The following is a 24,419-nucleotide window of genomic DNA, read 5'->3' as shown; positions in this document are numbered from 1 at the left end:
CTATCGCGGCTCATGACAGGGAACTGCCCATGTTAGAAACGATAAAACAGCACTGGTTTTCCAATATTCGCGCCGATGTGCTGGCCGGCACCGTCGTCGCGATGGCGCTGATCCCCGAGGCGATCGCCTTCTCGATCATCGCCGGCGTCGATCCCAAGATTGGTCTCTATGCATCGTTTTCCATGGCGGTGGTGATCGCTTTTGCCGGCGGTCGGCCGGGGATGATCTCTGCCGCCACCGGCGCCACGGCGCTGTTGATGGTGACCCTGGTGCGCGATCACGGTCTGGAGTACCTGCTGGCGGCAACGCTGCTGACGGGGGTGATCCAGATCGTGTTCGGCTATCTCAGGCTGGGCGAGCTGATGCGCTTTGTGTCGCGCTCGGTGGTCACCGGTTTCGTCAATGCCCTGGCCATCCTGATCTTCATGGCGCAGCTGCCGGAGCTGACCGGCGTGACCTGGCATGTCTACGCGATGACGGCGGCCGGGCTCGGCATCATCTACCTGTTTCCGTACCTGCCGGTCGTCGGCAAGATGTTGCCATCGCCGCTGGTATGCATCGTGGTGCTGACGATCGTCTACATGGTCAGCGGCATGGATATCCGTACCGTGGGCGACATGGGCGAGCTGCCGGATTCCCTGCCGGTGTTCCTGTGGCCCGACGTGCCGCTCAATCTCGATACGCTGATGATCATCCTGCCGTATTCGCTGGGTATCGCCGTTGTCGGCCTGCTCGAGTCGATGATGACTGCAACGATCGTCGATGAACTGACCGATACCTCGAGCGACAAGAACCGCGAGTGCAAGGGGCAGGGCATCGCCAACATCTTCTCCGGCCTGCTCGGCGGCATGGCGGGCTGCGCGATGATCGGCCAGTCGGTGATCAACGTGAAATCCGGTGGACGCACGCGTCTCTCCACGCTGGTGGCCGGTGTCTTTCTGCTGATTCTCGTCGTCTTCCTGGGCGACTGGGTCTCGCAGATTCCGATGGCCGCCCTGGTCGCGGTGATGATCATGGTTTCGATCGGGACGTTCAGTTGGGAGTCGATCGTCAACCTGCGCCGCCACCCGATGTCGACGAACATCGTCATGATCGCCACCGTCGCCGTCGTCGTCACCACTCACAACCTGGCGATCGGTGTGCTGGTCGGCGTGCTGCTGGCGTCGCTGTTTTTCGCCAACAAGGTGGGGCAGATTCTCTACATCGGGAGTCGCATGGACGATGACGGCAAGACGCGCAACTATGAGGTCGTGGGACAGGTGTTCTTCGCATCATCGACCCGCTTCAATGCCGGCTTCGATTTCAAGGAGGCGGTCGAGCGCGTCACGATCGACGTTTCCCGCGCCCACTTCTGGGATATCACGGCGGTCGAGGCGTTGGACAACGTGGTGATCAAGTTCCGCCGCGAAGGCGCCGAGGTCGAAGTGGTGGGCATGAATCAGGCCAGTGCCACTCTGGTCGATCGTTTCGGGGTGCATGACAAGCCGGATGCCGTAGAGAAGCTCATGGGTCACTGACCCCGATTATCGGGCCGAGCTGGTCCGCTTTCGATCATCAACCAAGAACGGCTGAGAGGAGAATCCCATGAGTGAACGTCAGGTTCTGGCCTGCATCGACGATTCGCGTCACGCTTTCGCGGTGTGCGCCGCGGCTTCCTGGGCCGCCGAACGGATCGGCGCCCCGCTCGAGCTGATGCACGTGCTGAGTAAGGCGCCGTGTCTCGGCGCAACCGATGCCAGCGGGCAGATCGGGCTCGGAAGCCGCGAGCACCTGCGCGAACAGCTGACCGAGCTCGACGAGCAGCGTGCCAGGCTGGCTCAGCAGCACGGTCGCGAATTGCTGGAAGCCGCCCGCGGCCAGGCCGAGCGCCTGGCCCCGAATACCACGGTCCCCACTGCGCTGCGTCACGGCAATCTGATCGAATCCCTGGTCGAGCGTGAGCCTCAGGCACGCCTGGTCGTGCTGGGCAAGCGCGGCGAGTCGGAGGATGAAACGCTAGAACATCTCGGCGGCAATCTGGAGCGGGTCGTGCGCACGCTGCATACCCCGATTCTGGTGACGCCTCCGGAATTCCAGCCGCCTTCGAGACTGCTGCTGGCTTTCGACGGTGGCCGGACGACCCGCAAGGGCGTCGAGATGATCGCCGAGAGCCCGCTGCTCAACGGTCTGATCTGTCACGTGATCATGGTCGGGGCCGGTACCGACGATCAGCGAGCCCAGCTCGAGTGGGCGCTGAATCGGCTTCGCGAGGGAGAAGTCGACGCCCAGGGCACGATTCTGGCCGGCGACGTCGACGAGATGCTCGCCGACTACGCCGACCAGCATCGGATCGACCTGATGATCATGGGAGCCTACGGCCACTCGCGGATTCGCCACCTGCTGGTCGGCAGCACCACGACGGCCATGCTGCGCCATGCGCGGACGGCAACGCTCATTCTGCGTTGATATTGGTACCGCGCTGACTGGGGTACCTGTAACCGACCGATCGCCACGACGCTCGTCGTGGCTTCCGATCAGACGTCGTGGCGGGAGGGCGGCGCCGGCTGATGTTGCAGAAAGCGCGACAGCCGCTCCGCCTGACTCTCGCCGACCTGACACAGCTGCCAGGCGATTTCGGCGTACTGCATGAGTGTCGGCAGCATCAGCTGCAGGCGATGTGCGTCGTTCTCGTGGCGCTGTGCCTCGGCGTCCAGCCATTCGAAGAGTTGCGCCAGGCGAGTGTAATTCACGTCACCCCGGCCGCTGTTGCCGCGCAGGGCATCGACCGCCAGACAGCGCATGACGCTGCGCTTGTTGGGATCGAGACCCTCCTTGTCCAGCAACGCTTCGGCATGCTGTACGAACTGGCTCATCAACTGGGACAGTTCGGCTGCTTCCAGCTGGCGGCGCACCGCATCCTGGCTTTCGATCAGCGCCTGCTGCTGGTGCGTCAGCCCTCTCACCAGAATCACCAGTTGCACGCAGAGCCAGCCGGCCAGTACCAGCGTCAGTAGATACAGGCCCAACGGTGCCAGCGCATCGGCCGGCAGCGGCCAGCGCAGGTCGCTGGCGAGCACGCCGCCAGCGGCCAGCGCCAGCAGCACGATGATGATCAGAGCAATGGAAATGCCAGATTTCATGCGATGTCCATAAAAGAGGGGCGTCTAGAAGAGGGCGCCTAGAAGAGAGACGTCGTCTCCATGACGCTTTATCGGCGCTGGATGGCGATCCTTGAGCATTGTCTAAAATGGGTCTTCATGCGTCCCGTATAGGGAGGCATTGCACACGTGGCCAATTCGAATGTGGGTTCATCCTCTGCATTGCACGAATGCCGATTCTCCGCATACTGAATGGCAGTTGGCTTCCTGTGGTCTTTGGGCGCTTTCATTCAGATACGATCATCCGGAGAGCGTTTCGGGAATCGTGCCGCCGATAGGACAACCATTGTCATTGACAGAAGCGTGTCGGGATTAGAAGAAGCGTGTCGGGATTAGAAGAAGGAGAGGTCATGTCACTGGAATCCACGGTGCCTTCCGAGGTCCAACTGGGGTGCGACGAGCTGTCCCGGCGTCTGGGCGAAGCCTGTCTGGCACGAGGCGTTCGGGTGACGACGGCGGAATCCTGCACCGGCGGCGGCGTCGCCAGCGCCATCACCGCGATCGCCGGTAGTTCCGCTTATTTCGAAACCGGTTACGTGACCTATTCCAATGCCGCCAAGCAGCGCCTGCTGGGAGTCTCGAACGTGACGCTGGAGACGCACGGCGCCGTCAGCGAGGCGACCGTGCGCGAAATGGTCGCTGGCGCCTGCCGTGACAGCGGCGCGGAGCTTGGCGTTGCGGTCAGCGGCATTGCCGGCCCGGAGGGTGGCAGCGCCGAGAAGCCGGTGGGTACGGTGTGGTTCGCCTGGGGCGATGAAAGAGACCAGCACGTACGCTGCCTTCGCTTGCCCGGCGATCGCCAGGGCGTGCGTGAGCTGGCCGTGTCGGTGGCATTGGCCGGGTTGATAGAATTGCTGTCGCAAAGTGGCCCTGAGGCATGATCCGCATCGGCGACGACGCTGACGTTGCGACCGTTATCAGAACTTGATCGAAAAACTTCGAACGGGGATAGGCGCGCGACGGTTTTTTCGCCATACTACTGTCTAATCATACAGTATGTGAGCCGAGCGCCGTGACCGGCGTTGCCCCGTCTCACCCTGCGCATTCATAGGAGACGTTCATGGCACAGGACGAAAACCGCAGCAAGGCACTCAATGCGGCTCTGTCACAGATCGATCGCCAATTCGGCAAAGGCACCGTGATGCGCCTGGGTGACACCCCGCGTACCGCGATCCCGGTAGTCTCGACGGGCTCTCTGGGGCTGGATATCGCACTGGGTGTCGGCGGCCTGCCTTACGGCCGTGTCGTCGAGATCTTCGGCCCGGAATCTTCGGGCAAGACGACGCTGACGCTGTCGGTCATCGCCCAGGCGCAGAAGGACGGCAAGACCTGCGCCTTCATCGATGCCGAGCACGCACTCGATCCCAGCTACGCCGAGAAGCTGGGCGTCAATCTCGACGACCTGCTGGTGTCGCAGCCCGACACGGGCGAGCAGGCGCTGGAAATCTGCGACATGCTGGTGCGCTCGGGTGGTGTCGACGTCATCATCATCGACTCCGTGGCGGCCCTGACGCCGCGTGCCGAGATCGAAGGCGAAATGGGCGACTCCCACGTCGGTCTGCAGGCGCGTCTGATGTCGCAGGCGCTGCGCAAGATCACCGGCAACATCAAGAACGCCAACTGCATGGTGGTGTTCATCAACCAGATCCGCATGAAGATCGGTGTCATGTTCGGCAGCCCGGAGACCACCACCGGTGGTAACGCGCTGAAGTTCTACTCCAGCGTGCGCCTCGATATTCGTCGCATCGGCTCGGTCAAGCAGGGCGACGAGGTCACCGGCAACGAGACCCGGGTCAAGGTGGTCAAGAACAAGGTGGCGCCCCCGTTCCGGCAGTCCGAGTTCCAGATCCTGTACGGCAAGGGCATCTACCACGCCGGCGAGGTCATCGATCTCGGCGTCCAGTGCAATCTGGTGGACAAGGCCGGTGCCTGGTACAGCTACAAGGGCAGCAAGATCGGTCAGGGCAAGGCCAATGCCGCGCAGTATCTCGAGGAGCATCCCGAGACGATGACCGAGATCGAAGACCAGATCCGGGCCCAGCTGCTCGCCACGCCGACGACGCAGGAAAAGGCGCCCGAGGCTGCCGCTGCCGAAAGCGACGACGCCAACGATTCGTTGCTGTAAGGCTTTCCGGGAGCTACGAATGTTCGGTAACGGCGGCGAGCCCTCCGACGGCGCCAGGTCCCGAGAGGTCTCTCCCCGGGACATGGCTATCCAGTATCTGGCCCGGCGCGAGTACTCTCGCGCCGAGCTGGCGAGTCGGCTGAGCGCCAAAGGCGTCGACGGCGACGATATCCATCGCTTGCTGGATGATCTGGCCGATGAAGGCCTTCAGTCCGATGCGCGTTTCGCCGAGGTCTTCGTACGCTCGCGCATCGCGCGGGGGCAGGGGCCTGTCAGGATTCGTGTCGACATGGGCCAGCGAGGCATCGCCGAACCGCTGATAGTGCTGGCTTTCGAGGCGGAATCTCCCGATTGGCGAAGTCTGGCTTGCGAGGCACTGGCCAAGCGTTTCGACGGCCCTGGCGCAACGCCACGGGAACGCGCCAGGCGCGAGCGCTTTCTGGCGGGGCGCGGCTTCGAATTCGACCAGGTTCGCCATGCCATGAGACATGCCTGGAACGACGAGGCGTGACCTTCGGCTCCTGAAGTTCGGCCTTCTGGATCCCTGTTTACGGGTTCGCTCACAGCCTCGTGTCGTTGCTTCTACGCGGCACGCTATCTCTGATGTGTCGCTGATTCCCTTCTCGCATTCCCTTTCCTTCGTGCCACCTTTCCTTCGCACCACCTTTTCTCCTCATACCCTCTTCGGTCGTTTCGCGGAGTCGGTAGCGAAGGGAGAGTCATGGTGAATCCCGGCAACGACGGTGTCGCACTCGACAGACTATCGGCCCTCCACGTTATACTAATGCGCTTTGCGATGGCCGGAAAGGTGTTGATAGCGCCTTTCCGTTGCCGGATTTTGCGTCGCCACGTGGTCTGCTAGCCGCCGTGGACGCGCCTATCGCCACGGATTGTTTATGAAAAGTGCAGATATCAGACAGGCTTTCCTGAGCTTCTTCGAGGAGCGCGGACACACCATCGTGCCTTCCGCCTCCCTGGTGCCGGAAAACGACCCGACGCTTCTCTTCACCAACGCCGGCATGGTGCCGTTCAAGGATGTGTTCCTTGGTCGGGATCCGCGTCCTTATGTGCGTGCCACGTCGGCACAGCGCTGCGTGCGCGCCGGCGGCAAGCACAACGACCTGGACAACGTCGGCTACACTGCCCGCCATCACACCTTCTTCGAGATGATGGGCAACTTCAGCTTCGGCGACTATTTCAAGGCCGATGCCATCCGTTATGCCTGGACGTTCATCACCGAAGTGCTGGGTTTGCCCCAGGACAAGCTCTGGGTCACCGTCCATATCAGCGACGATGAAGCGGCCAGAATCTGGATCGAAGACATCGGCGTCGATCCGGCGCGTCTGTCGCGTCTGGACGAAGACAACTTCTGGCAGATGGGCGACACCGGCCCTTGCGGACCCTGCTCGGAAATCTTCTACGATCACGGTCCCGAAGTCTGGGGTGGCCCGCCGGGCAGTCCGGAAGAGGACGGCGATCGCTATATCGAAGTGTGGAATCTGGTGTTCATGCAGTTCGACCGCGACGCTTCCGGCAAGATGACGCCGTTGCCCAAGCCGTCGATCGATACCGGCATGGGCCTGGAGCGCATGGCGGCGGTGATGCAGGGCGTGCACTCCAACTACGAAATCGATCTGTTCCAGAACCTGTTGAAGGCCGCGGCCGAGCTGACCGGCCACGACGATATCAAGACGCCTTCGCTGCGCGTCATTGCCGATCACATCCGCTCCTGCGCCTTCCTGATCGTCGACGGCGTGCTGCCGTCCAACGAAGGGCGTGGCTACGTGCTGCGTCGCATCATCCGCCGTGCGATACGCCACGGTCACAAGCTGGGCGCCAGCGAGCCGTTCTTCCACAAGCTGGTCGCGGCGCTGGATGCCGAGATGGGCGAGGCCTATCCCGAACTCCATCAGGCTCGCGATCAGATCGAACGCGTGCTGCTGAAGGAAGAGCAGCAGTTCGCGCGTACCCTCGATCATGGCATGGGGCTGCTCGAAGAGGCGCTTGCCACGCTGGAAGGCGATGTCCTGGCGGGCGAGACGATCTTCAAGCTCTACGATACCTACGGATTCCCCTACGATCTGACCGCGGACGTCTGCCGCGAGCGTGGCGTCACGCTCGACGAGGCAGGCTTCGAGCGTGAGCTGGAGGCGCAGCGTCAGCGCGCCCGGGCCGCCAGCCAGTTCGGCGGCGACTACGGTGCCGCGCTCGAGCTCGAGGGCAGCACCGAGTTTACCGGTTACGACCGTCTCGAGGATTCGTCGACGGTAACGGCGATCGTCGATGAAGAGGGCAATGCCCTCGACGCGCTCGAGGCGGGCCAGAAGGGCGTCGTGGTGCTGGATCGCACGCCGTTCTACGGCGAATCCGGCGGCCAGGTGGGGGATACCGGCTATCTGAAGGCCGGTGGCGGCCGTTTCCAGGTCACCGATACCCGCAAGCAGGCCGGACATCATCTCCACGAAGGCATCATGATCGACGGCCGTCTGGCCGTGGGCGAGGTACTCACGCCCCAGGTGGACGCCACGCTGCGTCAGGCCACCATGCGCAACCATTCGGCCACTCACCTGCTTCACGAGGCGCTGCGCCTGACGCTCGGCGACCACGTGCAGCAGAAGGGCTCGCTGGTCAGCGCCGAGCGGCTGCGTTTCGATTTCAGCCATTTCGAACCGGTCACGCCGGAACAGCTGGCGCAGATCGAGCGTATCGTCAATGCTCAGGTGCTGGCCAACGCGCCGACGCAGACCGAATTGATGACGCTCGACGAAGCCAAGGCCAAAGGGGCCCGCGCGCTGTTCGAAGCCAAGTACTTGGATAGCGTGCGCGTACTGACGATCGGCAGCGACGACTTCTCGATCGAGCTCTGCGGCGGCACGCATGTGGCGCGCAGCGGCGATATCGGGCCTTTCCATATCGTCTCGGAGTCGGGCACGGCCGCTGGGGTGCGTCGCATCGAGGCGGTCACCGGCGAGGGCGCCCTGGCCTGGTTCGATGCCCAGTCGCGGGAGCTCAATGCGGTCGGCGAGCGGCTGAAAGCCAAGCCGGAGCAGGTCGTGGAACGCCTGGATGCCGTGCTCGAGCGTCAACGCACGCTGGAAAAGGAGCTCGAGCGACTCAAGGCCAAGCTGGCGAGCGCGGCAGGCAATGACCTGCTGGCCGAAGCACAGGACGTTGCCGGGGTTCGGGTACTGGCAACGCAGGTCGAGGGAATCTCGGGCAAGGAGCTGCGGAGCCTGCACGATCAACTCAAGCAGAAGCTGGGCTCGGGAGTCCTGGTGCTGGCGACGGCTCAGGATGGCAAGGTCAGCCTGATTGCCGGCGTGACCGACGATCTGACCGCCAAGGTCAAGGCCGGCGAGCTGGTCAATCACGTCGCTGCGCAGGTGGGCGGCAAGGGCGGCGGGCGAGCCGACATGGCGCAGGCCGGCGGTAGCGATCCGGCCCAGTTGCCGGCTGCGTTGAAAGCTGTGCAAGACTGGGTTGCCGCGAAGCTGGGCTGAGCGCAGCCGAGCTAAATGCATTCACGGCCGGCGCCAGCGCCGGCCGACAACGCTAGGGAGCGATAAGCAGACTCATGGCGCTATACGTACAAAAGTTTGGAGGTACATCGGTCGGCTCGGTCGAGCGGATCAAGGCGGTAGCCGAGAAGGTCAAGCGGGACCGCGACGCGGGGCATCAGGTCGTGGTTGTGGTGTCGGCAATGAGCGGCGAGACCAACCGGCTCATCGAACTGGCCAGCCAGATCAACGAGGACCCGACGCCTCGCGAGATGGACATGCTGGTCTCGACCGGGGAGCAGGTCACGATCTCGCTGCTGGCCATGGCTCTGCATCAGCTGGGCGTGCCGGCGACCTCCTATACCGGTGCTCAGGTAGGAATCCGTACCGACAGCGCGCACACCAAGGCGCGGATCCAGCGCATCGAGACCGATGAGATTCAGGACGATCTGAACGATGGTCAGGTCGTCGTCGTCGCGGGTTTCCAGGGCGTTGACGAGGAAGGCAACATCACCACGCTGGGGCGCGGCGGTTCGGACACGACCGGTGTCGCCCTGGCCGCGGCCCTGAATGCCGATGAGTGCCAGATCTACACTGACGTCGACGGCGTCTACACCACGGACCCCCGCGTCTGCTCCAAGGCTCAGCGCCTGGAGAAGATTACGGTCGAGGAGATGCTGGAACTCGCCAGCCTGGGCTCCAAGGTGTTGCAGATCCGCGCCGTGGAGTTCGCCGGCAAATACAACGTACCGTTACGCGTGCTTTCGAGTTTCGAGGAAGGACCGGGCACGCTGATCGTGGCAGACGAGGAATTCGAATCGATGGAAGAACCGCTCATTTCCGGTATCGCCTTCACGGCGAACGAAGCCAAGCTGACCCTGCTCAATACTCCTGATGTGCCCGGCGTGGCCTCGCGCATCCTGGGGCCGATCGCCGATGCCAATATCGAAGTCGACATGATCGTGCAGAACGTGGCCCCGGCAGGCGACTACACCGATTTCACCTTCACCGTGGCCAAGGGCGACTACAAGCAGACCATGCGGATTCTGCAGAATGACGTCATCCCGGCGCTTGGTGGAGGGGAGCTGCGTGGCGACGAAAACATCGCCAAGGTCTCGCTGGTCGGTGTCGGCATGCGTTCTCACGCCGGCGTGGCGTCCAGGATGTTCCGGGTGCTCTCCGAAGAGAACATCAACATCCGTATGGTGTCGACATCCGAGATCAAGATATCCGTGGTGATCGACGAGAAGGCGATGGAACTTGCCGTTCGGGCATTGCACACCGCTTTTAGCCTCGACAAAGACAGTATTCAGAGCGAATAGCTGAATAACACCTTCAACAATGTCTCAGGCGTTCTACGCTAAGGGTGAGTTGGAAGGAAGTGAAAGGAACATGCGTTCTTTCAACGTTGCCGCGGGTTTGCAAGGAACGGCGTCATTGGCCTTAAGGTTCGTATGACGCATAATCGCTTCTCGGGTGGCAGGCTTGCCTCGCGGAAGCCCGAGAACGTGACCCGAGAATGGAAGAAGGCCCTGAGAAGGAGATCAGATAATGCTCATCCTGACCCGCCGCGTGGGAGAGACTCTCATGATCGGCGACGACATTACCGTCACGGTTCTGGGAGTGAAAGGGAATCAGGTGCGTATTGGCGTGAATGCGCCCAAGGATGTGGCCGTCCACCGTGAAGAGATCTATCAGCGCATTCAGCGCGAGAAATCCGAAGACGAAGACGGCGATCCTGGCGCGTGAGTGCTGGATAGGCGCTTTGGTTCCGTCTGGGCTGGTGAAGTCGTCCCCTTTATCGGCTCGGGCTACCCCTGAAGACCTTCTTCGTCCACAGGTATCAGCCTTCTATACTTGGCTTTCTGGTAACTTCTTCATCCTCTAAGGTTTTTTTCGAAAAAAGTTTGTCTGTTGGCTGGACAACACTCATCGGAATCGGTAATCTACGCGCCGTGCTGATCGGGGAGAGGTGGCCGAGTGGCTGAAGGCGCTCCCCTGCTAAGGGAGTATAGGGTTTATAGCCCTATCGAGGGTTCGAATCCCTCCCTCTCCGCCATTTCCGGGAAATCGGAAACCGCGATCAACACAGTGTGAAGAAAGACAGTGTAAAAGAAGTTAGTGGATCAAGCGCCCGTAGCTCAGCTGGATAGAGTACCTGACTACGAATCAGGTGGTCGGAGGTTCGAATCCTCCCGGGCGCGCCACTCACTGAAGTCGGGTAAACCGGCATCGCTGCTTCACAAGATTTCAAGCGCCCGTAGCTCAGCTGGATAGAGTACCTGACTACGAATCAGGTGGTCGGAGGTTCGAATCCTCCCGGGCGCGCCATATAGACGAAAGCCCCCGCACTCCTGTTCTCATACAGGATGCGGGGGGTTTTGTTTGTCGGGTATTGATCGGCGGTATCTGGCCGATCGCGGCCGAACCACCGATGGGACTTCGACGCGCCGGCCACATGTGGCGGTTTAGCCGGCTGGAGACGGTGAGGACGCTTTCTAGGCAAGCGCTGTCGAGGTGTCGCTAGTCGGCGGCGGAGCCGGTTCGGAGGCGTTCAGGCCCGCGAGGAAGGCATCCAGTGCTGTCTCCCGGCGCAATGCCATGAAGCGCGTTGCCGCCTCCGTATCTCGGCCGCGCATGATGTTCAGCCACTGTTTCAACAGTGACACGATCACCTTCTCCGACATTCCCGCGCTTCGTTTGGTCTCGGCATAGCGGTTCAGCATGTCGCTACGTGCCGACCACGGCGTAGCGGGCAGGCGCTCGCCGCCCGAGATCTGCCAATGACGGATACGCCGTGCCAGCCAGGGGTCTGCCAGCATGCCGCGACCCAGCATCACATCACGGCAGCCCGAGAGCGTGCGCGCCTTCCAGTAATCCTCCAGCGACCAGATATCGCCATTGGCCACCACCGGCACGCTCACGGCGGTTCGAATCCGGGCTATCCATTCCCAGTGAGCCGGCGGGCGATAGCCCTCGCGTCGCGTTCGGGCGTGAACGACCAGCTCGTCCGCACCGCCGGCTTCGGCCGCTTGCGCGCAGGCCAGGGCCAATTGCTTGTCATCGAAGCCGAGGCGCAGCTTGGCATTGACCGAAACGCCGAATCGTTTCCCGACATCCGATACCGCCGCGACGGCAGCGTAGACGCGCGCTGGCGTACGCAGCAGCGACGCACCGCCATCGTGACGGTTGACGGTCTTGGCCGGGCAGCCAAAGTTGAGATCGAGCCGCGTCGCCTCCTGTGCGATGGCCTGTTCGGCATTGGCCGCCAGTGCCTGCGGATCTGAGCCGAGCAACTGCAGCGTGACGGGCGTGGCCGAGGGAGTGATCGGCCCGCACGAACCTGCCGTCGCCAGCTCGGGGCAGTGGCGCAGAAACACCCTCGGCGGCAATTTCGCATCGACGACCCGCACGAATTCGGTGACACACCAGTCCAGCGCGCCGGCCTCGCTCAACAGCGCACGGGTGTCGGCATCGATGACGCCCTCCATTGGCGCCAGACCGATTCGGCCTGTCGCCGAGGCGGCTCGGGAAAACGGCGTTTCGCCACGAAAATTGAGCGTGTCGCCACGAAAAGTGGCCGTATCTGGATAGGGGAAAGGCTGTGCCATGCGACCTCCGATGATCGGTCGCCATGTTAGGGCCTATTGCCGTTTCATGCACGGCCGCGCTGAACCGGCATCAGGCCCTGGCACATCTCTCGCTGAGCGCGAATGAAAAGATGAACGGATGAGCGGTACGCCCAGTGCGGGAGTACCGCTCGCTTCTGTCAGGCGCGGGCGGCGGCTCGTTGCTGGAGGATGCGTCGGGCGGTAAACGCCACCGACAGCACGGCCAGAATCAGGAGCCCGGCCGAAATCGGCCGCGTGAAGAACAGCGTCCAGTCCCCGTCGGCCATTAGTGCGCGACGCAGATTGGTCTCGGCGATCGGCCCGAGAATGACGCCGAGCACCAGCGGCGCCAGCGGATAATCGAGCTTGGCCAGCAGATAGCCCACCAGGCCGACGCCGATCAGCAGGTAGAGGTCGGTAACCCGGTTGTTCAGCGCCAGCGCGCCGACTGCGCAGCAGACCAGTACCACCGGTACGATGATCGACTTGGGAATCTCGGTGATCCGCAGAAACCAGCGCATGCTGATCAGACAGAAGGCCAGCACCATGCCGGCGGCCAGGAACATTGCCAGAAACATGCCATAGACCAGGTCGGCGTTGTCCATGATGAGCCTGGGGCCCACGCTGACACCTTGCACCATCAAGGCTGCCATGAGTACCGCATCGACGGCGCTGCCGGGAATGCCCAGTGCGATCATCGGGATCAGACCGCCGCCGGCCGTCGCGGAATTCCCGGACTCGGAGGCCACCACGCCGTCGGCTATGCCGGTACCGAAGCGTTCCGGTGTCTTCGAGGCGCGTTTGGCCTGATCGTAAGCGATCAGATTGGCGATACTGCCACCGGCGCCAGGTACGGCACCGATGACCACGCCCAGCATCGAAGAGCGCAATAGATTCACCGGACGGCTCAGCACTTCACGCATCACCGCGAAAGGGTGGAATCGTATCTTGCCGCCCACCAGCGCTTTTCCTTGATGGAGTTCTTCGGGATTCTCGACTTCGCTGGCGAGTTGGCTGACCGCGAAGATGCCGATCAGCACTACCAGGAACGGAATACCGGCAGCCAGCACGTCGACACCGAAGGTGAAGCGGGGAACGCCCATCATCGGATCCTGGCCCACGGTCGCGATGAAAAGTCCCAGCAGGCTCATCATCAACCCCTTGAGGATCGATTTGCCCACCAGGCTCGCCACCACGGTGACCGCGAACAGAATGAGCGAGAAGTACTCCCAGGGGCCGAGTTTGACCGCGATCATCGCCAGCGGCGGGGCGGCGACGATCAGCACCACGGCACTGACCAGGGCGCCGAAGAACGAGGCCCAGATACCCAGCGCCAGCGCCCGTCCTGGCTCACCCTTGCGCGCCATCGGGTAGGCATCGAAGGTAGTCGCGACGGCGGAAGGGGTGCCGGGAATGCCCAGCAGGGCGGCACTGATCAACCCGCCCGAGCCACCGCCGACATATACGGCAAGCATGGTGGCCACGCCCTGAAGCGGCGACATGGTAAAAGTCACCGGCAGTGTCAGCACGATCGCCATGGTAATCGTGAAACCGGGAATGGCGGCGGCCACGACACCTGCCACGACGCCAATCATCATGCTGACGAGGGTCGCCAGCGAAAACAGTTGTTCGACGCTGCTGAGCAGCGCATCTGTCATCGGCATGGAAAGCTCTCTTGATCCCGTTGATCTTGTTCGATTCGGATCGGCAGTTCCGGGCGATCGACCCGGGGTTACCGGCTTCGGATTACCACAGGCGTCCCGGAGGTAGCGAAATCAGGAACACCTGGCTGAACAGCAAGTGCAGGCCAAGACCGAAGACGACGGCGATGATCGCGGCGATCAACAATCGGCGGCCGCGACGAGCCCCCAGAATGAACTGGACCGCGAGCAGGAACAGCAACGACGCCAGAGCGAATCCGATCCACGGCATGAGCAGTGCGTAAACGGAAAATGCCGCCAGGGTGGCAAAAGCCAGGCGTCGCTGCAGGAACCACTGTCTTGCACCGACGCTCGCCGATCGGTCAGTGTTGCGCAGCGCCGTCATCGACTGCACCACGATCGCCAGGTTGAAGATCACCAGCGCCCCGAGAACCAATCGCGGGAACGAGCCGGCACCCAGCGGTTCCCACATCGATGATGGCAAGTCGCCGGCCTGCACGAAAAGCCCGAGGAATAGCGCGGCCAGGGCGATGTTGAAAATAACGTTGGCGAGCGCCTTGCCGCGCTCGCTGCTGGCCTCCCGCGCAGGGCGGGAGACCATCTCGGCGTTATCGTTCATCTTGCCAGCGTTCATCTTGCCAACTTTCCAGAGAGGCGCTTGATCGTTGCGTCGACGTCAGAGAGATAGTCGGCGTAGGCCTGAGGCCCCATGAAGTCGACCTCGGCGCCGGTGTTATTGACCCGCTTGATGAACTCGGGATCTTTGGACATCGCTTCGAAGCCCTGAGCCAGCGTCTCTACCTTGGCCGGGTCGATCCCCTTGGGAGCAACGATGCCGCGGTTGATGCTCAGGTTGAGATTGTCGTAGCCGAGTTCCTTGAAGGTCGGTACGTCGGGCGTCTGCTTGAGGCGCTCCTTGCTGCCGACGGCCAGGAAGCGCAGATCCCCATTCTTGACGAACTCCAGACTCGACGAGATATCACCGATCGAGGCGTCGATATGGCCGCCGACCAGCGCGCGAATGCGAGCGCCGGTCCCCTCGAAGCCGACGTATCGGAACTGTGCCCCGATGGCGTCCTCGATCATCGCCGCGTGCACGTGAGGAATGCCGCCGAGCGTGGCGCCAACGCGAATCTCGCCCGGGTGCGCTTTGGCATATTCGGCGAAATCCTCGAAGGTCTTCCAGTCGCTGTCGGCATTGACCACCAGATACTGGGGCGATGAGGCCAGCGAGGCGATCGGCTGGAAGTCGTCCCAGTTGAGCTGAGTCAGGCCGGTGGCGTTGGAGGCCATCAGCCCTTCATGGATCTGGCCCACGGTGTAGCCGTCGGGATCTTTCTGCGCCAGCTCCTTGAGGCCGATGGTGCCGCTGACGCCAGGCATGTTGATCACCGGCATCGGCTGGCCGATATCTTTCGGCGCAGCGTTGGAAATGATGCGCATCAGGGCATCGCTGCCGCCGCCGGGTGACCAGGGCACGATGAACTCGATGGCATGGTCGGGATAGTCGTCGGCTTGTGCGAGCTGGCTGGTCGCCAGTCCGGTCGCGCCGAGTCCCAGCGTCAGAGAGGCGATCGCGCCACTGGAGGCGAGCATTCGGCCCAGCTTGCCCTGGGCGGCGTTACGGAGTACGTCGTAGAACATGAGTTGTCCTTGTTTGGCTTGTAGGTTTTGACGTCGTATCGAATTTTTCCGTTAACTTTCTTCGCTTCTTGTATTGCTGCTTGTCGAGGACGCGAGCGCTCGCGCTTCGGCCTCTACCCGAGCAGTAGCCCTCCATAGATCAGTCCCAGAAGAACGGCCCACACCGGATGGAGCTTGAGACGCCAGAGCATCACCACGGCGATCGCGCCGATGATGACGGTGTGAATCCAGCCGGAGTCACTGACGCCTTCGTTGAGGAACGACCAGGTGAGATAGCCCATCAGTACCATGATCACCGGTCTGACCCACTGGCTCATCGACTTGACCTTGATCGAATCCCGGTAGCGATACAGGGTCCCCAGCGCTACCAGCATCAGGATCAGTGAAGGGGCAACGGTGGCGAACGTGGCCACCAGTCCGCCGCCGATGCCGGCCACGTCATAGCCGATATAGCCGGCCATTTTTGTAGCGATGGGGCTGGGCAGGGTATTGCCCAGCGCCAGCGTCTCGGCGAACTGCTGGGAAGTCATCCAGCCATAGCGGCCAACGACTTCGTTCTCGACCAGCGGAATGATCGCCGGCCCGCCGCCATAGCCGATGATGTTGGGAATGAAGAAGGCGACGAAGAGATCCCAGTAGATCATGACTTCGCCTCCCCGCTGCGCTTGCGCCACCGTTCCGGTCGCAGCAGTGCGGCAATGAGGATCGCGCCAATCACCAGGCCTGGATGAATGCCGAGTCCGTAGATCAGGCCGCCGGCGACCGCCCCCATGATCAGGGTCGCGATCCAGCCGAGCACGATGCGGGATTTCTGGAAGAAGTCCCAGGTGAGCTGGGCCATCATCACCATGACCACCGGAATGACGCCTTCGCTCATGCCCTGGATCCAGCGCTGATCGCGGTAACGGGTGAACAGCCCCAGCAGTACCACCATCGCCACGATGCACGGCACGATGACCGCCAGAACGGCGTTGAGGCAGCCGACCACGCCGCCGACCCGATAACCGATGGTGCCGGCCATCTTGGTGGCGATGGGGCCGGGCAGGGTGTTGCCGATGGCCAGCACGTCGCCGAACTCCTCATCGTTCATCCACTGATAGCGAGTGACCGCCTCGGCGCGAACCAGCGGAATCATCGACGGCCCGCCGCCGAATCCGAGCAGGCCGATGCGCAGGAACGCCACGAACAGATGACGCTGGGTTGTCAAAGACGAAGACATGGATCAGAACACCGCGATGCTGGAGTCGGTGCGCGGCTCGGTGCCGCCGCAATAAACCCCGCTTCGAGGGTCACGCAGAATGATCTGGCCGCGGCCATAGGCGGTACTGTCCACGGCCATGGTCATCTGGTGGCCGCGTGCCGCCATCTCGCGGATCACGTGAAGCGGATAGCCGGGTTCGATGCCGATCTTGCGTCCGCCCATCCACTGCCAGCGTGGCGCATCCAGCGCCGCCTGCGGATTGAGATCGAAGTCGATCAGATTCATGACGACCTGCATGTGTCCCTGGGGCTGCATGAAGCCGCCCATGACGCCGAACGGGCCGAGCGCGGTATCGCCTCGAGTCAGGAAGCCCGGGATAATGGTATGGAAAGTGCGCTTGCCGGGCGCCAGCACGTTGACATGATCCGCCTCGAGGCTGAAGCCGTGGCCCCGGTTCTGCAGCGAGATACCGGCTTCGGGCACCACGACGCCGGAGCCGAAGCCGTGATAGTTGCTCTGGATATAGGAGACCATGTTGCCATCGCTGTCGGCGGTCGCCAGATAGACCGTACCGCCGGCCTGCGGCTGGCCGGGTTCGGGGTCGATGGCATTCTCGCCGATCAGGCGGCGGCGGGTATCGGAATACTCGTCACTGAGCAGCGAAGCGACGCTCGTGCGCATGTACTCGGCCTGGGTGATGTGATGGTGGCCATCGGTGTAGGCCAGCTTCATCGCTTCCAGCTGACGATGCAGCAACTGCGGGTCGTCGCGGACCGTGACATCGAACCCTTCCATCATGCGCAGGGCCATCAACGCGACCATGCCCTGACCGTTGGGCGGAATTTCCCAGACGTCATAGCCCCGGTAGTTGACCGAGATCGGCTCGACCCATTCGGGGCGATAATCCGCAAGGTCGTCGGCGCGAAGGTAGCCGCCCGTCGCTTGCGAGAACGCATCGATCTTCTGCGCCAGTTCGCCGCGGTAGAAGCTTTCGCAGCGGCTCTCGGCCAGAGCTTCGAGGGTTCTGGCCTGAGCTTCGTTGCGGTGGAGTTCACCAGGGCGAGGCGCATGCCCTTCGGGTGCGAAGGCCTCCAGCCATGGCGCAATGGCAGGATCGCTTGCCTTGGCACGAAATTCGATTTCGGCGCGTTGCCAGAGCTGGCTGATCACCGGCGAAACCGGGAAACCTTCCCGGGCGATACGGATTGCCGGCGCCAGCAGAGTGGCGAAGTCCAGCTTGCCGTACTGCTTCGACAGCTCGGCCCAGGCGGCAGGAATGCCGGGGACGGTGACCGGCGTCCAGCCGTGCAGCGGCATCTCGTCGTGGCCGGCGGCCTTGACGGCTTCCGGTGTCAGCCGCTTCGGCGCGTGGCCGCTGGCGTTGAGACCGTGGAGCTTGCCATGCCCGTCGTTGCCTTCTGCAATCCAGACCAGGGCAAAGGCATCACCGCCGATTCCATTGCCGCTGGGTTCGACCACGGTCAGCACCGCCGCCGTCGCGATGGCGGCATCAATGGCATTGCCGCCCTGGGCCAGCATGTCTCGCCCGGCCTGGCTGGCCTGGGGCTGCGATGCCGCGACCATGCCGCGATTGGCATAGGTGGCGCTACGGCGAGAGGGATAAGGATTGTTGTGGTCGAAAGTGAGGGACATGGCGTTTCTCGATTATTTTGAGCCGATTCATCGTAAGGCGCATCGCTGAATGCGAAGGTCATACGGTAAATTGATGTTAATCGTTTATGATGTAAAAAATCGATTTTTTACTATGGCGTCGAATTCTTGTGCAGGTCAAGACCTGAGTCGGCAAGATAGTGAGTTTCTGTCACTGGATCGGAAGGTCAGCACTTATGAGAGCTGAAGCACCCACCGCCAACACGACGGCCAGCCAGCTGTACACGGCCTTGAAGCGCGATTTGATCGATGGGCGTTTCGCCGCCGGGCAGAAGCTGGCGATCACCACGCTCAAGCAACGTTACCGGGTCGGGCTCAGCCCGCTGCGCGAGGCGCTCAATCGATTGGCTGCCTATGGCCTGTTGGTGCAGGAAAACCAGCGTGGCTTCCGGGTTCCCGCATTGACGCGTGCCGAGCTGGACGACATCGCCGAACTGAGGCAGCGTTTCGAAGGGCAGGCGCTGGCGCAGGCGCTCGAGGCGGGCGACGATGAATGGGAAGCCGGCCTGCTGGCGGCGTTTCACCGTCTCAAGCGGGCCGACGAGACGCCGGATCAGCTGGAGCACTGGGAGCAGATGCATCTGCAGTTCCATCGTCATCTGCTGGAGCCCTGCGGTTCACCCTGGCTGTTGCGTTTCATCGAACAGTTGCACGACCAGTTCGATCGCTACCGGCGCATGGCGCCGGCCAACAATGCGATGCGAGAGACACTCAACGACCAGCACGGCCAGCTGGTCGATCTGGCCATGTCACGCGATACCGCTGCGGCGCGAGCACTGCTCGAAGAGCATATACGGCTCTCCTACGAGGTGGCGCAGGGGGCTTGCCAAGAAAACGAGGTGAGCGAAGGGAAAGGCGGGGCGACAGGGAAAGCATGACGACGACCACAACGGCGTGATCAGAGCTGCACGAGTGCTCCTTTCAGGCGCCGCTCCAGCACGGCCAGCGAAATGCTGTCATCGGCCGGCCACGCCAGTAGCAGACGCGCCCCCTGGCTATCGTAGTCGGCGCTGACCACCGGGATGTCGTGCTCCGCCAGCCAGCGGCGGGCTTCCGCTTCGTTGCTGAAATCGACCTGGATCGTTACGTCGCGACGCTCGGTGAATTCGCGCCGGGGCAGGGTATCGAGTGCCTTGAGCACGGCCTGGGTGTAGGCGCGCACCAGCCCTCCGGTTCCCAGCTTGGTACCGCCGAAGTAGCGCGTCACCACCGCCCCGATCTGCCCCAGTCCGCTGCCTTCCAGCGCCTGAAACATGGGGCGTCCGGCGGTGCCGCCCGGCTCGCCGTCATCCGAAAAGCCGATCGCGATCTGCTCGCCGGGCGCGCCGGCAATGAAGGCGGAACAGTGGTGGCTGGCATCGGGATAGGTCGAACGCGCGTCGTTCAGCAGCGCGTCGAAGGCGGCGTTGTCGGGTGCGTGACAGAGCCAGCAGATGAAACGGCTCTTCTCGATCTCGACGGTATTGGCGTGTCGCGCACGCGGAGCAAGATCGGGAATCGGGTAGCGCATGGAGATCTCTTGGCTGACTCGGCTCAAGCCTTTCGCTCGGCCTGGAAGATTTTCGCTCGGCCTGGAAGACTTGGGGCGATTCCGGGGAATCAGGCCACCTGAGGTGGGTTGCGCATCACGCCCATGACCAGGCCGAGTACCTGCACATCCTCATTCTTCAGGTAGATAGGCGGCATGCTGTCGTTGGCGGGCTGCAGGCGGACACCGGATTTCTCGATGAACAGCTTCTTCAGTGTCACTTCCTGATTGTTGATCAGGACTACCGCCGTTTCGCCGTTTTCGGCCGACTCATAGCGCTCGATGATGATGACATCGCCATCGAAGATGTTGCTGTCGACCATCGAATCGCCCCGGACGCGTAGCGCATAGGTGTTTCGACGGACCAGCTTCGCGGGGACATGAACCGTGGCATCGTCGAGACAGGCTTCCATCGGCAGCCCGGCGGCGACCTGCCCGAGCAGGGGAATCTCGACCAGATCGGTGGCATCGATGGGTTCCCAGTTGCCGTCGATCAGCGGCAGGTTCGGCTGGCGCTGCAGATAGCTCGGTGCGGCGTTTGTCATCGTCTTCTCCCGAGGTGGTGTCGACATCATAGCAAGGCAAACGGCATCGGCAAGTCGGTCCGGTATGAGCGGCAGTCGTTCGCCTTCGCCATGGCGGCATTGCTCGGCGGGCGGCTGGATGGCGTCGAGATCGATGGCGCCAGGACATTGACGCTGGATATCGACCACACGGTGCCTTAGGCTCTGCCGAAACCGGCGATGGCGGGCTACCGACCGGGTAGTTCGCCATCGCCATATCGGTTCAGGAGCTCGATTCCCTGCATGCGTCTCAAGTCCATCAAGCTGGCCGGTTTCAAGTCGTTCGTCGATCCGGTCACGGTGCCGTTCGACAGCAACATGACCGCCATCGTCGGACCCAACGGCTGCGGCAAGTCCAACGTCATCGACGCCGTGCGCTGGGTCATGGGCGAGTCCTCCGCCAAGACCCTGCGCGGCGAGTCGATGACAGACGTCATCTTCAACGGTTCCACCGGCCGTTCTCCCGTCGGCCAGGCCTCCATCGAGCTGATCTTCGACAATCGAGACGGCGATCTCGGCGGTGCCTATGCCGGCTACAACGAGATCGCGGTCAAGCGCCAGGTCACCCGCGAGGCCCAGTCCAGCTATTTCCTCAATGGCCAGAAATGCCGCCGCCGCGATATCGCCGACATTTTCCTGGGCACCGGGCTCGGGCCGCGTTCCTACGCGATCATCGGCCAGGGCATGATTTCCCGGCTGGTCGAGGCGCGGCCGGAAGAGCTGCGCAACACGCTGGAAGAGGCGGCGGGAATCTCCAAGTACAAGGAGCGCCGGCGAGAGACCGAAAATCGCCTGCGGCGCACCCAGGAGAATCTCGAACGTCTCGACGATATCCGCGAAGAGCTCGACAAGCAGCTCGAACGGCTCAAGCGTCAGGCCGAAGCGGCCAAACGCTATCGCACGCTGAAAGAGGAAGAGCATCGCCTGCGGGGAGAGCTTGCGGTACTGCGGGAACGCGCGCTGCGCAGCCAGCAGCGCGAAGAGGAGGCGCGCGTGCGCGACTGCGAGATCCAGGTCGAGCGCGAGATCCTCGGCCAGCGGCAGTGCGAAACCCGGTTGGCGGAAGGCCGGGAGGCCCACGATGCGGTGGCGGCGGAGCTGGAAACGCATCAGGCCGCGTTCTACCAGACCGGCGCCGGTATCGCCCGGCTGGAGCAGTCGCTGGAACACGCCCGGCAGCGTGAGCAGCAGCTCGCCGACGATCAGGAGAGCGCCCGACGCGAGCGCGATGCGCTGGCACAGCTGGTCGAGCAGGACGAGGCGCGCCGTGCGGAACTCGACATGCGACTCGAGACGCTGCTGCCCGAAGCCGAGATCGCGGATGAATCGCTGCTGACGCTGGAGTTGCAGCTGGAAGAGGCCGAGGCCCGGGCCGACGAGCACCGGCAACAGTGGGAATCGTTCAGCGAGCGGGACCGGGACGCTCATCACCGGGCCGAGCGTGAGCAGGAGACGATCCGGCGTCTCGAACGCCAGCTCGAAGAGGCGGCCCGCCAACTGGAGCGGCGCCGGCAACAGCGATCCGAACTGCCGGATGTCGGTGATCTGGAGGCGGAAAGAGACGCGCTCCGGGAAGCCCTGGCAATGCTGGACGAACGGCAGCAGGCGCTGGAGATTCGTCGCGAAACGCATCGGCAGTCCCGCGAGCGGGCTCGGCAAAGCCAGGCCGAGGCGCAGGCGGCAAGGGACGGCGAACGCGAGCGTCGACATCGCTGCCAGGGAGAGATTGCCTCGTTGGAGGCGCTGATCGATGCGGCGCTCAACGATGACGACGCCAGTCTGGCCGAACAGCTCGGCGATCACCCGCTGGGCAACGCGCCGCGAGTCGCCGAGCGTCTTCAGGTGACGGCGGGCTGGGAGCGCACCGTGGCCTGGGTGCTCGCGCCGTGGCTCAAGGCGCGTCTGGCGGATCCGGGAGCAGTACGTGAACCGCTGAATTCACTGACCAGCGGAGAACTGCCGGTGGTGTCGGAACAGGCACCGGAGGCCGCGCCTTCCCGATCGCTGGGCGCCCGGGTCGAGGGCGCCGGCGCGCTGTCGACGCTGCTGTCGGCGATCCATTGCGTCGAGGATCCGGAAGCGGCCTGGCAGATGGCCGCCGACCTTCCCGCGGGGCAGAGCGTGATCACGCAGGATGGCCTGTGGCTGGGGCGGGGCTGGGCCCGGCGTCTCGGCCGGGACGACGCCAACGCGGATAGCGTCCTGCTGCAGCGACAGCGTCGCGATGCCCTGATCGAGGAAATCGCGACGCTCGACGCCACACTGGCCGAGCATGAATCAGCGATCGCTCGCTGGCAGTCCGAACTCGAGGCCAGCGAAGCGGCGCTGGAAGCGTTGCGACAGGACGAACGCGAAATCGCCCAGCAGCGTCAGGCGCAGTCGACCCGACTGGCGACGCTGGAAAGTCGTCTCGAACATGTCGCCTCGCGGCTGCAGGAGTTCGATGCCGAGCAGGCCCACGGTCAGGAGCGACACGCGGAGCAGGAGCTGGAACTGGAGAGCGCGCGGGAGCGCTGGCAGCAGGCGCTCGATCAGGTCGAGGCCAACAGCGCCGAGCGCGACGCGCTGCAAGCGGCCCGCGAACAGAGCCAGTCGCGGCTCGCGGAGCTGCGCCAGCAACAGCAGCAGACCCGCCAGACCCAGCAGCAACTGGCGCTCGAACGTCAACGTCTCGAGGCCCAGCGCGGCGAACTTCGACAGCAGGCCGAGCGCAGTGGGGAGCAGCTGTCGCGACTCGACGAACGCGTCGAACTGCTGCGGGAACAGCTGGAAACCTTGCGCGAACCCGACGACGATCAGCGTGAACGGCTGGCGCAATTACTCGAGACGCGATCCCGACAGGAGGCCACGCTCAACCGCTGCCGGGATCGCGCCAACCAGATCGGCGAAACGCTGCGCCAGACCGAGATAGAGCGTCAGCAGCACGAGCGCAACCTGGAAGGGCTCCGCCAGCGGTTGCAGGAAGGCCGGATGCAGGTGCAGGCGTTGACGCTCAAGGCGGATGCGCAACAGGAGACGTTGGCGGAACAGCAGCAGGACGCCCGACACTTACAGGAAAATCTCGATCCCAATGCCACGGAATCCGCCTGGCAGACCCGTCTGGAAGAGACCGGCGAACGCATTCGGCGGCTCGGCGCCATCAACCTGGCGGCCATCGAGGAGTACGAGCAGCAGGCCGAACGCCGCGATTATCTCGAAGCCCAGCACGCCGAGCTGAGCGAAGCGATCGAAACGCTGGAGCGTGCGATCAAGCGTATCGATCAAGAGACACGCACCCGTTTCAAGCAGACTTTCGAAGAAGTGAACCAGGGCCTGATGGCACTTTTTCCCCGAGTCTTTGGCGGCGGGACTGCATGGTTGACGCTCACGGGAGAGGATTTGCTGGAAACGGGCGTGGCTATCATGGCGCGCCCTCCAGGCAAGAAAAACAGCACCATTCATTTACTGTCCGGCGGCGAAAAAGCGTTGACGGCGCTGTCGCTGGTGTTTGCCATCTTCCAGCTCAATCCGGCCCCTTTCTGCATGCTCGACGAAGTCGACGCGCCGCTCGACGATGCGAACGTGGGGCGCTATGCGAAACTGGTCAAGGAAATGTCGGAGAGCGTGCAATTCATCTTCATCACGCACAACAAGATTGCCATGGAGGCGGCAGAGCGTTTGATGGGCGTGACGATGCAGGAGCCGGGGGTGTCACGCTTGGTATCGGTGGGCGTGGAAGAAGCGGCATCGATGGCGGATACATCCTGATACTGGCGAAAATAGCCAAACCGGCTTACGGCGT

General features: G+C 63.0%; 20 protein-coding genes and 3 tRNA genes. 13 read left to right on the top strand and 10 right to left on the bottom strand.

Features of this window, described 5'->3' with window-relative positions; translation table 11 throughout:
* Nucleotides 1–29: 29 nt before the first annotated feature.
* Together DOM32_RS00875 and DOM32_RS00870 are read left to right on the top strand one after the other, a co-directional pair.
* Nucleotides 30–1,517: a SulP family inorganic anion transporter gene (locus DOM32_RS00875; protein WP_110630350.1), complete on the top strand. Its 1,488-nt coding sequence runs from the start codon at nt 30–32 to the stop codon at nt 1,515–1,517.
* Nucleotides 1,518–1,584: 67 nt separating this feature from the next.
* Nucleotides 1,585–2,445 (top strand): universal stress protein, encoded by an 861-nt coding sequence (locus tag DOM32_RS00870; RefSeq protein WP_110630348.1) that lies wholly within the window; start codon nt 1,585–1,587, stop codon nt 2,443–2,445.
* 68 nt (nt 2,446–2,513) lie between these two features.
* On the opposite strand, the gene DOM32_RS00865 is transcribed toward DOM32_RS00870, so the two are convergent.
* Nucleotides 2,514–3,119 (bottom strand): hypothetical protein, encoded by a 606-nt coding sequence (locus tag DOM32_RS00865; RefSeq protein WP_110630345.1) that lies wholly within the window; start codon nt 3,117–3,119, stop codon nt 2,514–2,516.
* A gap of 368 nt (nt 3,120–3,487) precedes the next feature.
* Here DOM32_RS00865 and DOM32_RS00860 point away from each other — a divergent pair, with 368 nt between their 5' ends.
* From DOM32_RS00860 to DOM32_RS00820, 9 genes are all read left to right on the top strand, one after another.
* Nucleotides 3,488–4,018, top strand: coding sequence for a CinA family protein (locus tag DOM32_RS00860; protein ID WP_071230650.1), 531 nt, complete (start codon nt 3,488–3,490; stop codon nt 4,016–4,018).
* A 179-nt stretch (nt 4,019–4,197) separates the two neighbouring features.
* Nucleotides 4,198–5,262 (top strand): recombinase RecA, encoded by a 1,065-nt coding sequence (recA, locus tag DOM32_RS00855; RefSeq protein ID WP_071230651.1) that lies wholly within the window; start codon nt 4,198–4,200, stop codon nt 5,260–5,262.
* A 19-nt stretch (nt 5,263–5,281) separates the two neighbouring features.
* Entirely contained in the window at nt 5,282–5,773 is a 492-nt protein-coding gene (locus tag DOM32_RS00850; protein WP_110630343.1) for a regulatory protein RecX, read from the top strand.
* Nucleotides 5,774–6,158: 385 nt separating this feature from the next.
* Nucleotides 6,159–8,762, top strand: a complete 2,604-nt coding sequence (gene alaS / locus DOM32_RS00845; protein ID WP_110630341.1) for an alanine--tRNA ligase — start codon at nt 6,159–6,161, stop codon at nt 8,760–8,762.
* Between the two features lie 74 nt (nt 8,763–8,836).
* Nucleotides 8,837–10,081 (top strand): aspartate kinase, encoded by a 1,245-nt coding sequence (locus DOM32_RS00840; protein ID WP_110630339.1) that lies wholly within the window; start codon nt 8,837–8,839, stop codon nt 10,079–10,081.
* Between the two features lie 229 nt (nt 10,082–10,310).
* Entirely contained in the window at nt 10,311–10,508 is a 198-nt protein-coding gene (gene csrA / locus DOM32_RS00835) for a carbon storage regulator CsrA (RefSeq protein ID WP_075570877.1), read from the top strand.
* A gap of 217 nt (nt 10,509–10,725) precedes the next feature.
* Nucleotides 10,726–10,818 (top strand) — tRNA-Ser (locus DOM32_RS00830).
* Between the two features lie 71 nt (nt 10,819–10,889).
* Nucleotides 10,890–10,966: transfer RNA gene (locus tag DOM32_RS00825), tRNA-Arg, on the top strand.
* Nucleotides 10,967–11,013: 47 nt separating this feature from the next.
* Nucleotides 11,014–11,090 (top strand) — tRNA-Arg (locus DOM32_RS00820).
* Between the two features lie 167 nt (nt 11,091–11,257).
* Here DOM32_RS00820 and DOM32_RS00815 read toward each other — a convergent pair.
* From DOM32_RS00815 to DOM32_RS00785, 7 genes are all read right to left on the bottom strand, one after another.
* On the bottom strand, nt 11,258–12,250 hold the full coding sequence (locus tag DOM32_RS00815; RefSeq protein ID WP_110630492.1) for a tRNA dihydrouridine synthase: 993 nt from the start codon (nt 12,248–12,250) through the stop codon (nt 11,258–11,260).
* Between the two features lie 278 nt (nt 12,251–12,528).
* On the bottom strand, nt 12,529–14,034 hold the full coding sequence (locus DOM32_RS00810; protein WP_244179749.1) for a tripartite tricarboxylate transporter permease: 1,506 nt from the start codon (nt 14,032–14,034) through the stop codon (nt 12,529–12,531).
* Between the two features lie 82 nt (nt 14,035–14,116).
* Nucleotides 14,117–14,665 carry a tripartite tricarboxylate transporter TctB family protein gene (locus DOM32_RS00805; protein ID WP_071230656.1) on the bottom strand — a complete coding sequence of 183 codons (549 nt, stop codon included), beginning with the start codon at nt 14,663–14,665 and terminating at the stop codon, nt 14,117–14,119.
* Complete coding sequence (locus tag DOM32_RS00800) at nt 14,662–15,675, bottom strand: Bug family tripartite tricarboxylate transporter substrate binding protein (RefSeq protein ID WP_208625269.1); 1,014 nt, start codon at nt 15,673–15,675, stop codon at nt 14,662–14,664. Before DOM32_RS00800 ends, DOM32_RS00805 begins: the two co-directional genes overlap by 4 nt.
* Nucleotides 15,676–15,788: 113 nt before the next feature.
* Nucleotides 15,789–16,319, bottom strand: coding sequence for a chromate transporter (locus DOM32_RS00795; RefSeq protein ID WP_071230657.1), 531 nt, complete (start codon nt 16,317–16,319; stop codon nt 15,789–15,791).
* Nucleotides 16,316–16,894, bottom strand: a complete 579-nt coding sequence (locus DOM32_RS00790) for a chromate transporter (protein WP_110630337.1) — start codon at nt 16,892–16,894, stop codon at nt 16,316–16,318. Before DOM32_RS00790 ends, DOM32_RS00795 begins: the two co-directional genes overlap by 4 nt.
* A gap of 3 nt (nt 16,895–16,897) precedes the next feature.
* Entirely contained in the window at nt 16,898–18,529 is a 1,632-nt protein-coding gene (locus tag DOM32_RS00785; protein WP_110630335.1) for a gamma-glutamyltransferase family protein, read from the bottom strand.
* A gap of 194 nt (nt 18,530–18,723) precedes the next feature.
* On the opposite strand from DOM32_RS00785, the gene DOM32_RS00780 reads away from it, so the two are divergent.
* Entirely contained in the window at nt 18,724–19,425 is a 702-nt protein-coding gene (locus DOM32_RS00780) for a GntR family transcriptional regulator (protein WP_110630333.1), read from the top strand.
* Nucleotides 19,426–19,445: 20 nt separating this feature from the next.
* Here the strand turns inward: DOM32_RS00780 and DOM32_RS00775 are convergent, their stop codons facing one another.
* Nucleotides 19,446–20,057, bottom strand: coding sequence for an IMPACT family protein (locus tag DOM32_RS00775; protein ID WP_110630331.1), 612 nt, complete (start codon nt 20,055–20,057; stop codon nt 19,446–19,448).
* Between the two features lie 89 nt (nt 20,058–20,146).
* Nucleotides 20,147–20,620 carry a LexA family protein gene (locus DOM32_RS00770; protein ID WP_087718159.1) on the bottom strand — a complete coding sequence of 158 codons (474 nt, stop codon included), beginning with the start codon at nt 20,618–20,620 and terminating at the stop codon, nt 20,147–20,149.
* A 261-nt stretch (nt 20,621–20,881) separates the two neighbouring features.
* On the opposite strand from DOM32_RS00770, the gene smc reads away from it, so the two are divergent.
* A complete protein-coding gene (gene smc, locus DOM32_RS00765; RefSeq protein WP_110630329.1) occupies nt 20,882–24,385 on the top strand; it encodes a chromosome segregation protein SMC in 3,504 nt (1,167 codons plus the stop codon).
* Nucleotides 24,386–24,419 lie beyond the last annotated feature (34 nt).

Origin of the sequence: Salinicola salarius, assembly GCF_003206135.1 — a bacterium.
Lineage (GTDB): Bacteria > Pseudomonadota > Gammaproteobacteria > Pseudomonadales > Halomonadaceae > Salinicola > Salinicola salarius.
This window is presented reverse-complemented; position numbering and strand designations above follow the sequence as displayed.

Bases quoted from the DNA above. Each gene is read 5' to 3' on its own strand.
- DOM32_RS00815 (WP_110630492.1), bottom strand. From the start codon at position 12,250: ATGGAGGGCGTCATCGATGCCGACACCCGTGCGCTGTTGAGCGAGGCC.
- DOM32_RS00840 (WP_110630339.1), top strand. From the start codon at position 8,837: ATGGCGCTATACGTACAAAAGTTTGGAGGTACATCGGTCGGCTCGGTC.
- DOM32_RS00790 (WP_110630337.1), bottom strand. From the start codon at position 16,894: ATGTCTTCGTCTTTGACAACCCAGCGTCATCTGTTCGTGGCGTTCCTG.
- DOM32_RS00785 (WP_110630335.1), bottom strand. From the start codon at position 18,529: ATGTCCCTCACTTTCGACCACAACAATCCTTATCCCTCTCGCCGTAGC.
- DOM32_RS00780 (WP_110630333.1), top strand. From the start codon at position 18,724: ATGAGAGCTGAAGCACCCACCGCCAACACGACGGCCAGCCAGCTGTAC.
- DOM32_RS00870 (WP_110630348.1), top strand. From the start codon at position 1,585: ATGAGTGAACGTCAGGTTCTGGCCTGCATCGACGATTCGCGTCACGCT.
- DOM32_RS00805 (WP_071230656.1), bottom strand. From the start codon at position 14,665: ATGAACGCTGGCAAGATGAACGATAACGCCGAGATGGTCTCCCGCCCT.
- DOM32_RS00865 (WP_110630345.1), bottom strand. From the start codon at position 3,119: ATGAAATCTGGCATTTCCATTGCTCTGATCATCATCGTGCTGCTGGCG.
- alaS (WP_110630341.1), top strand. From the start codon at position 6,159: ATGAAAAGTGCAGATATCAGACAGGCTTTCCTGAGCTTCTTCGAGGAG.
- smc (WP_110630329.1), top strand. From the start codon at position 20,882: ATGCGTCTCAAGTCCATCAAGCTGGCCGGTTTCAAGTCGTTCGTCGAT.
- DOM32_RS00795 (WP_071230657.1), bottom strand. From the start codon at position 16,319: ATGATCTACTGGGATCTCTTCGTCGCCTTCTTCATTCCCAACATCATC.
- DOM32_RS00775 (WP_110630331.1), bottom strand. From the start codon at position 20,057: ATGCGCTACCCGATTCCCGATCTTGCTCCGCGTGCGCGACACGCCAAT.
- DOM32_RS00875 (WP_110630350.1), top strand. From the start codon at position 30: ATGTTAGAAACGATAAAACAGCACTGGTTTTCCAATATTCGCGCCGAT.
- recA (WP_071230651.1), top strand. From the start codon at position 4,198: ATGGCACAGGACGAAAACCGCAGCAAGGCACTCAATGCGGCTCTGTCA.
- DOM32_RS00860 (WP_071230650.1), top strand. From the start codon at position 3,488: ATGTCACTGGAATCCACGGTGCCTTCCGAGGTCCAACTGGGGTGCGAC.
- DOM32_RS00850 (WP_110630343.1), top strand. From the start codon at position 5,282: ATGTTCGGTAACGGCGGCGAGCCCTCCGACGGCGCCAGGTCCCGAGAG.
- DOM32_RS00810 (WP_244179749.1), bottom strand. From the start codon at position 14,034: ATGCCGATGACAGATGCGCTGCTCAGCAGCGTCGAACAACTGTTTTCG.
- csrA (WP_075570877.1), top strand. From the start codon at position 10,311: ATGCTCATCCTGACCCGCCGCGTGGGAGAGACTCTCATGATCGGCGAC.
- DOM32_RS00800 (WP_208625269.1), bottom strand. From the start codon at position 15,675: ATGTTCTACGACGTACTCCGTAACGCCGCCCAGGGCAAGCTGGGCCGA.
- DOM32_RS00770 (WP_087718159.1), bottom strand. From the start codon at position 20,620: ATGACAAACGCCGCACCGAGCTATCTGCAGCGCCAGCCGAACCTGCCG.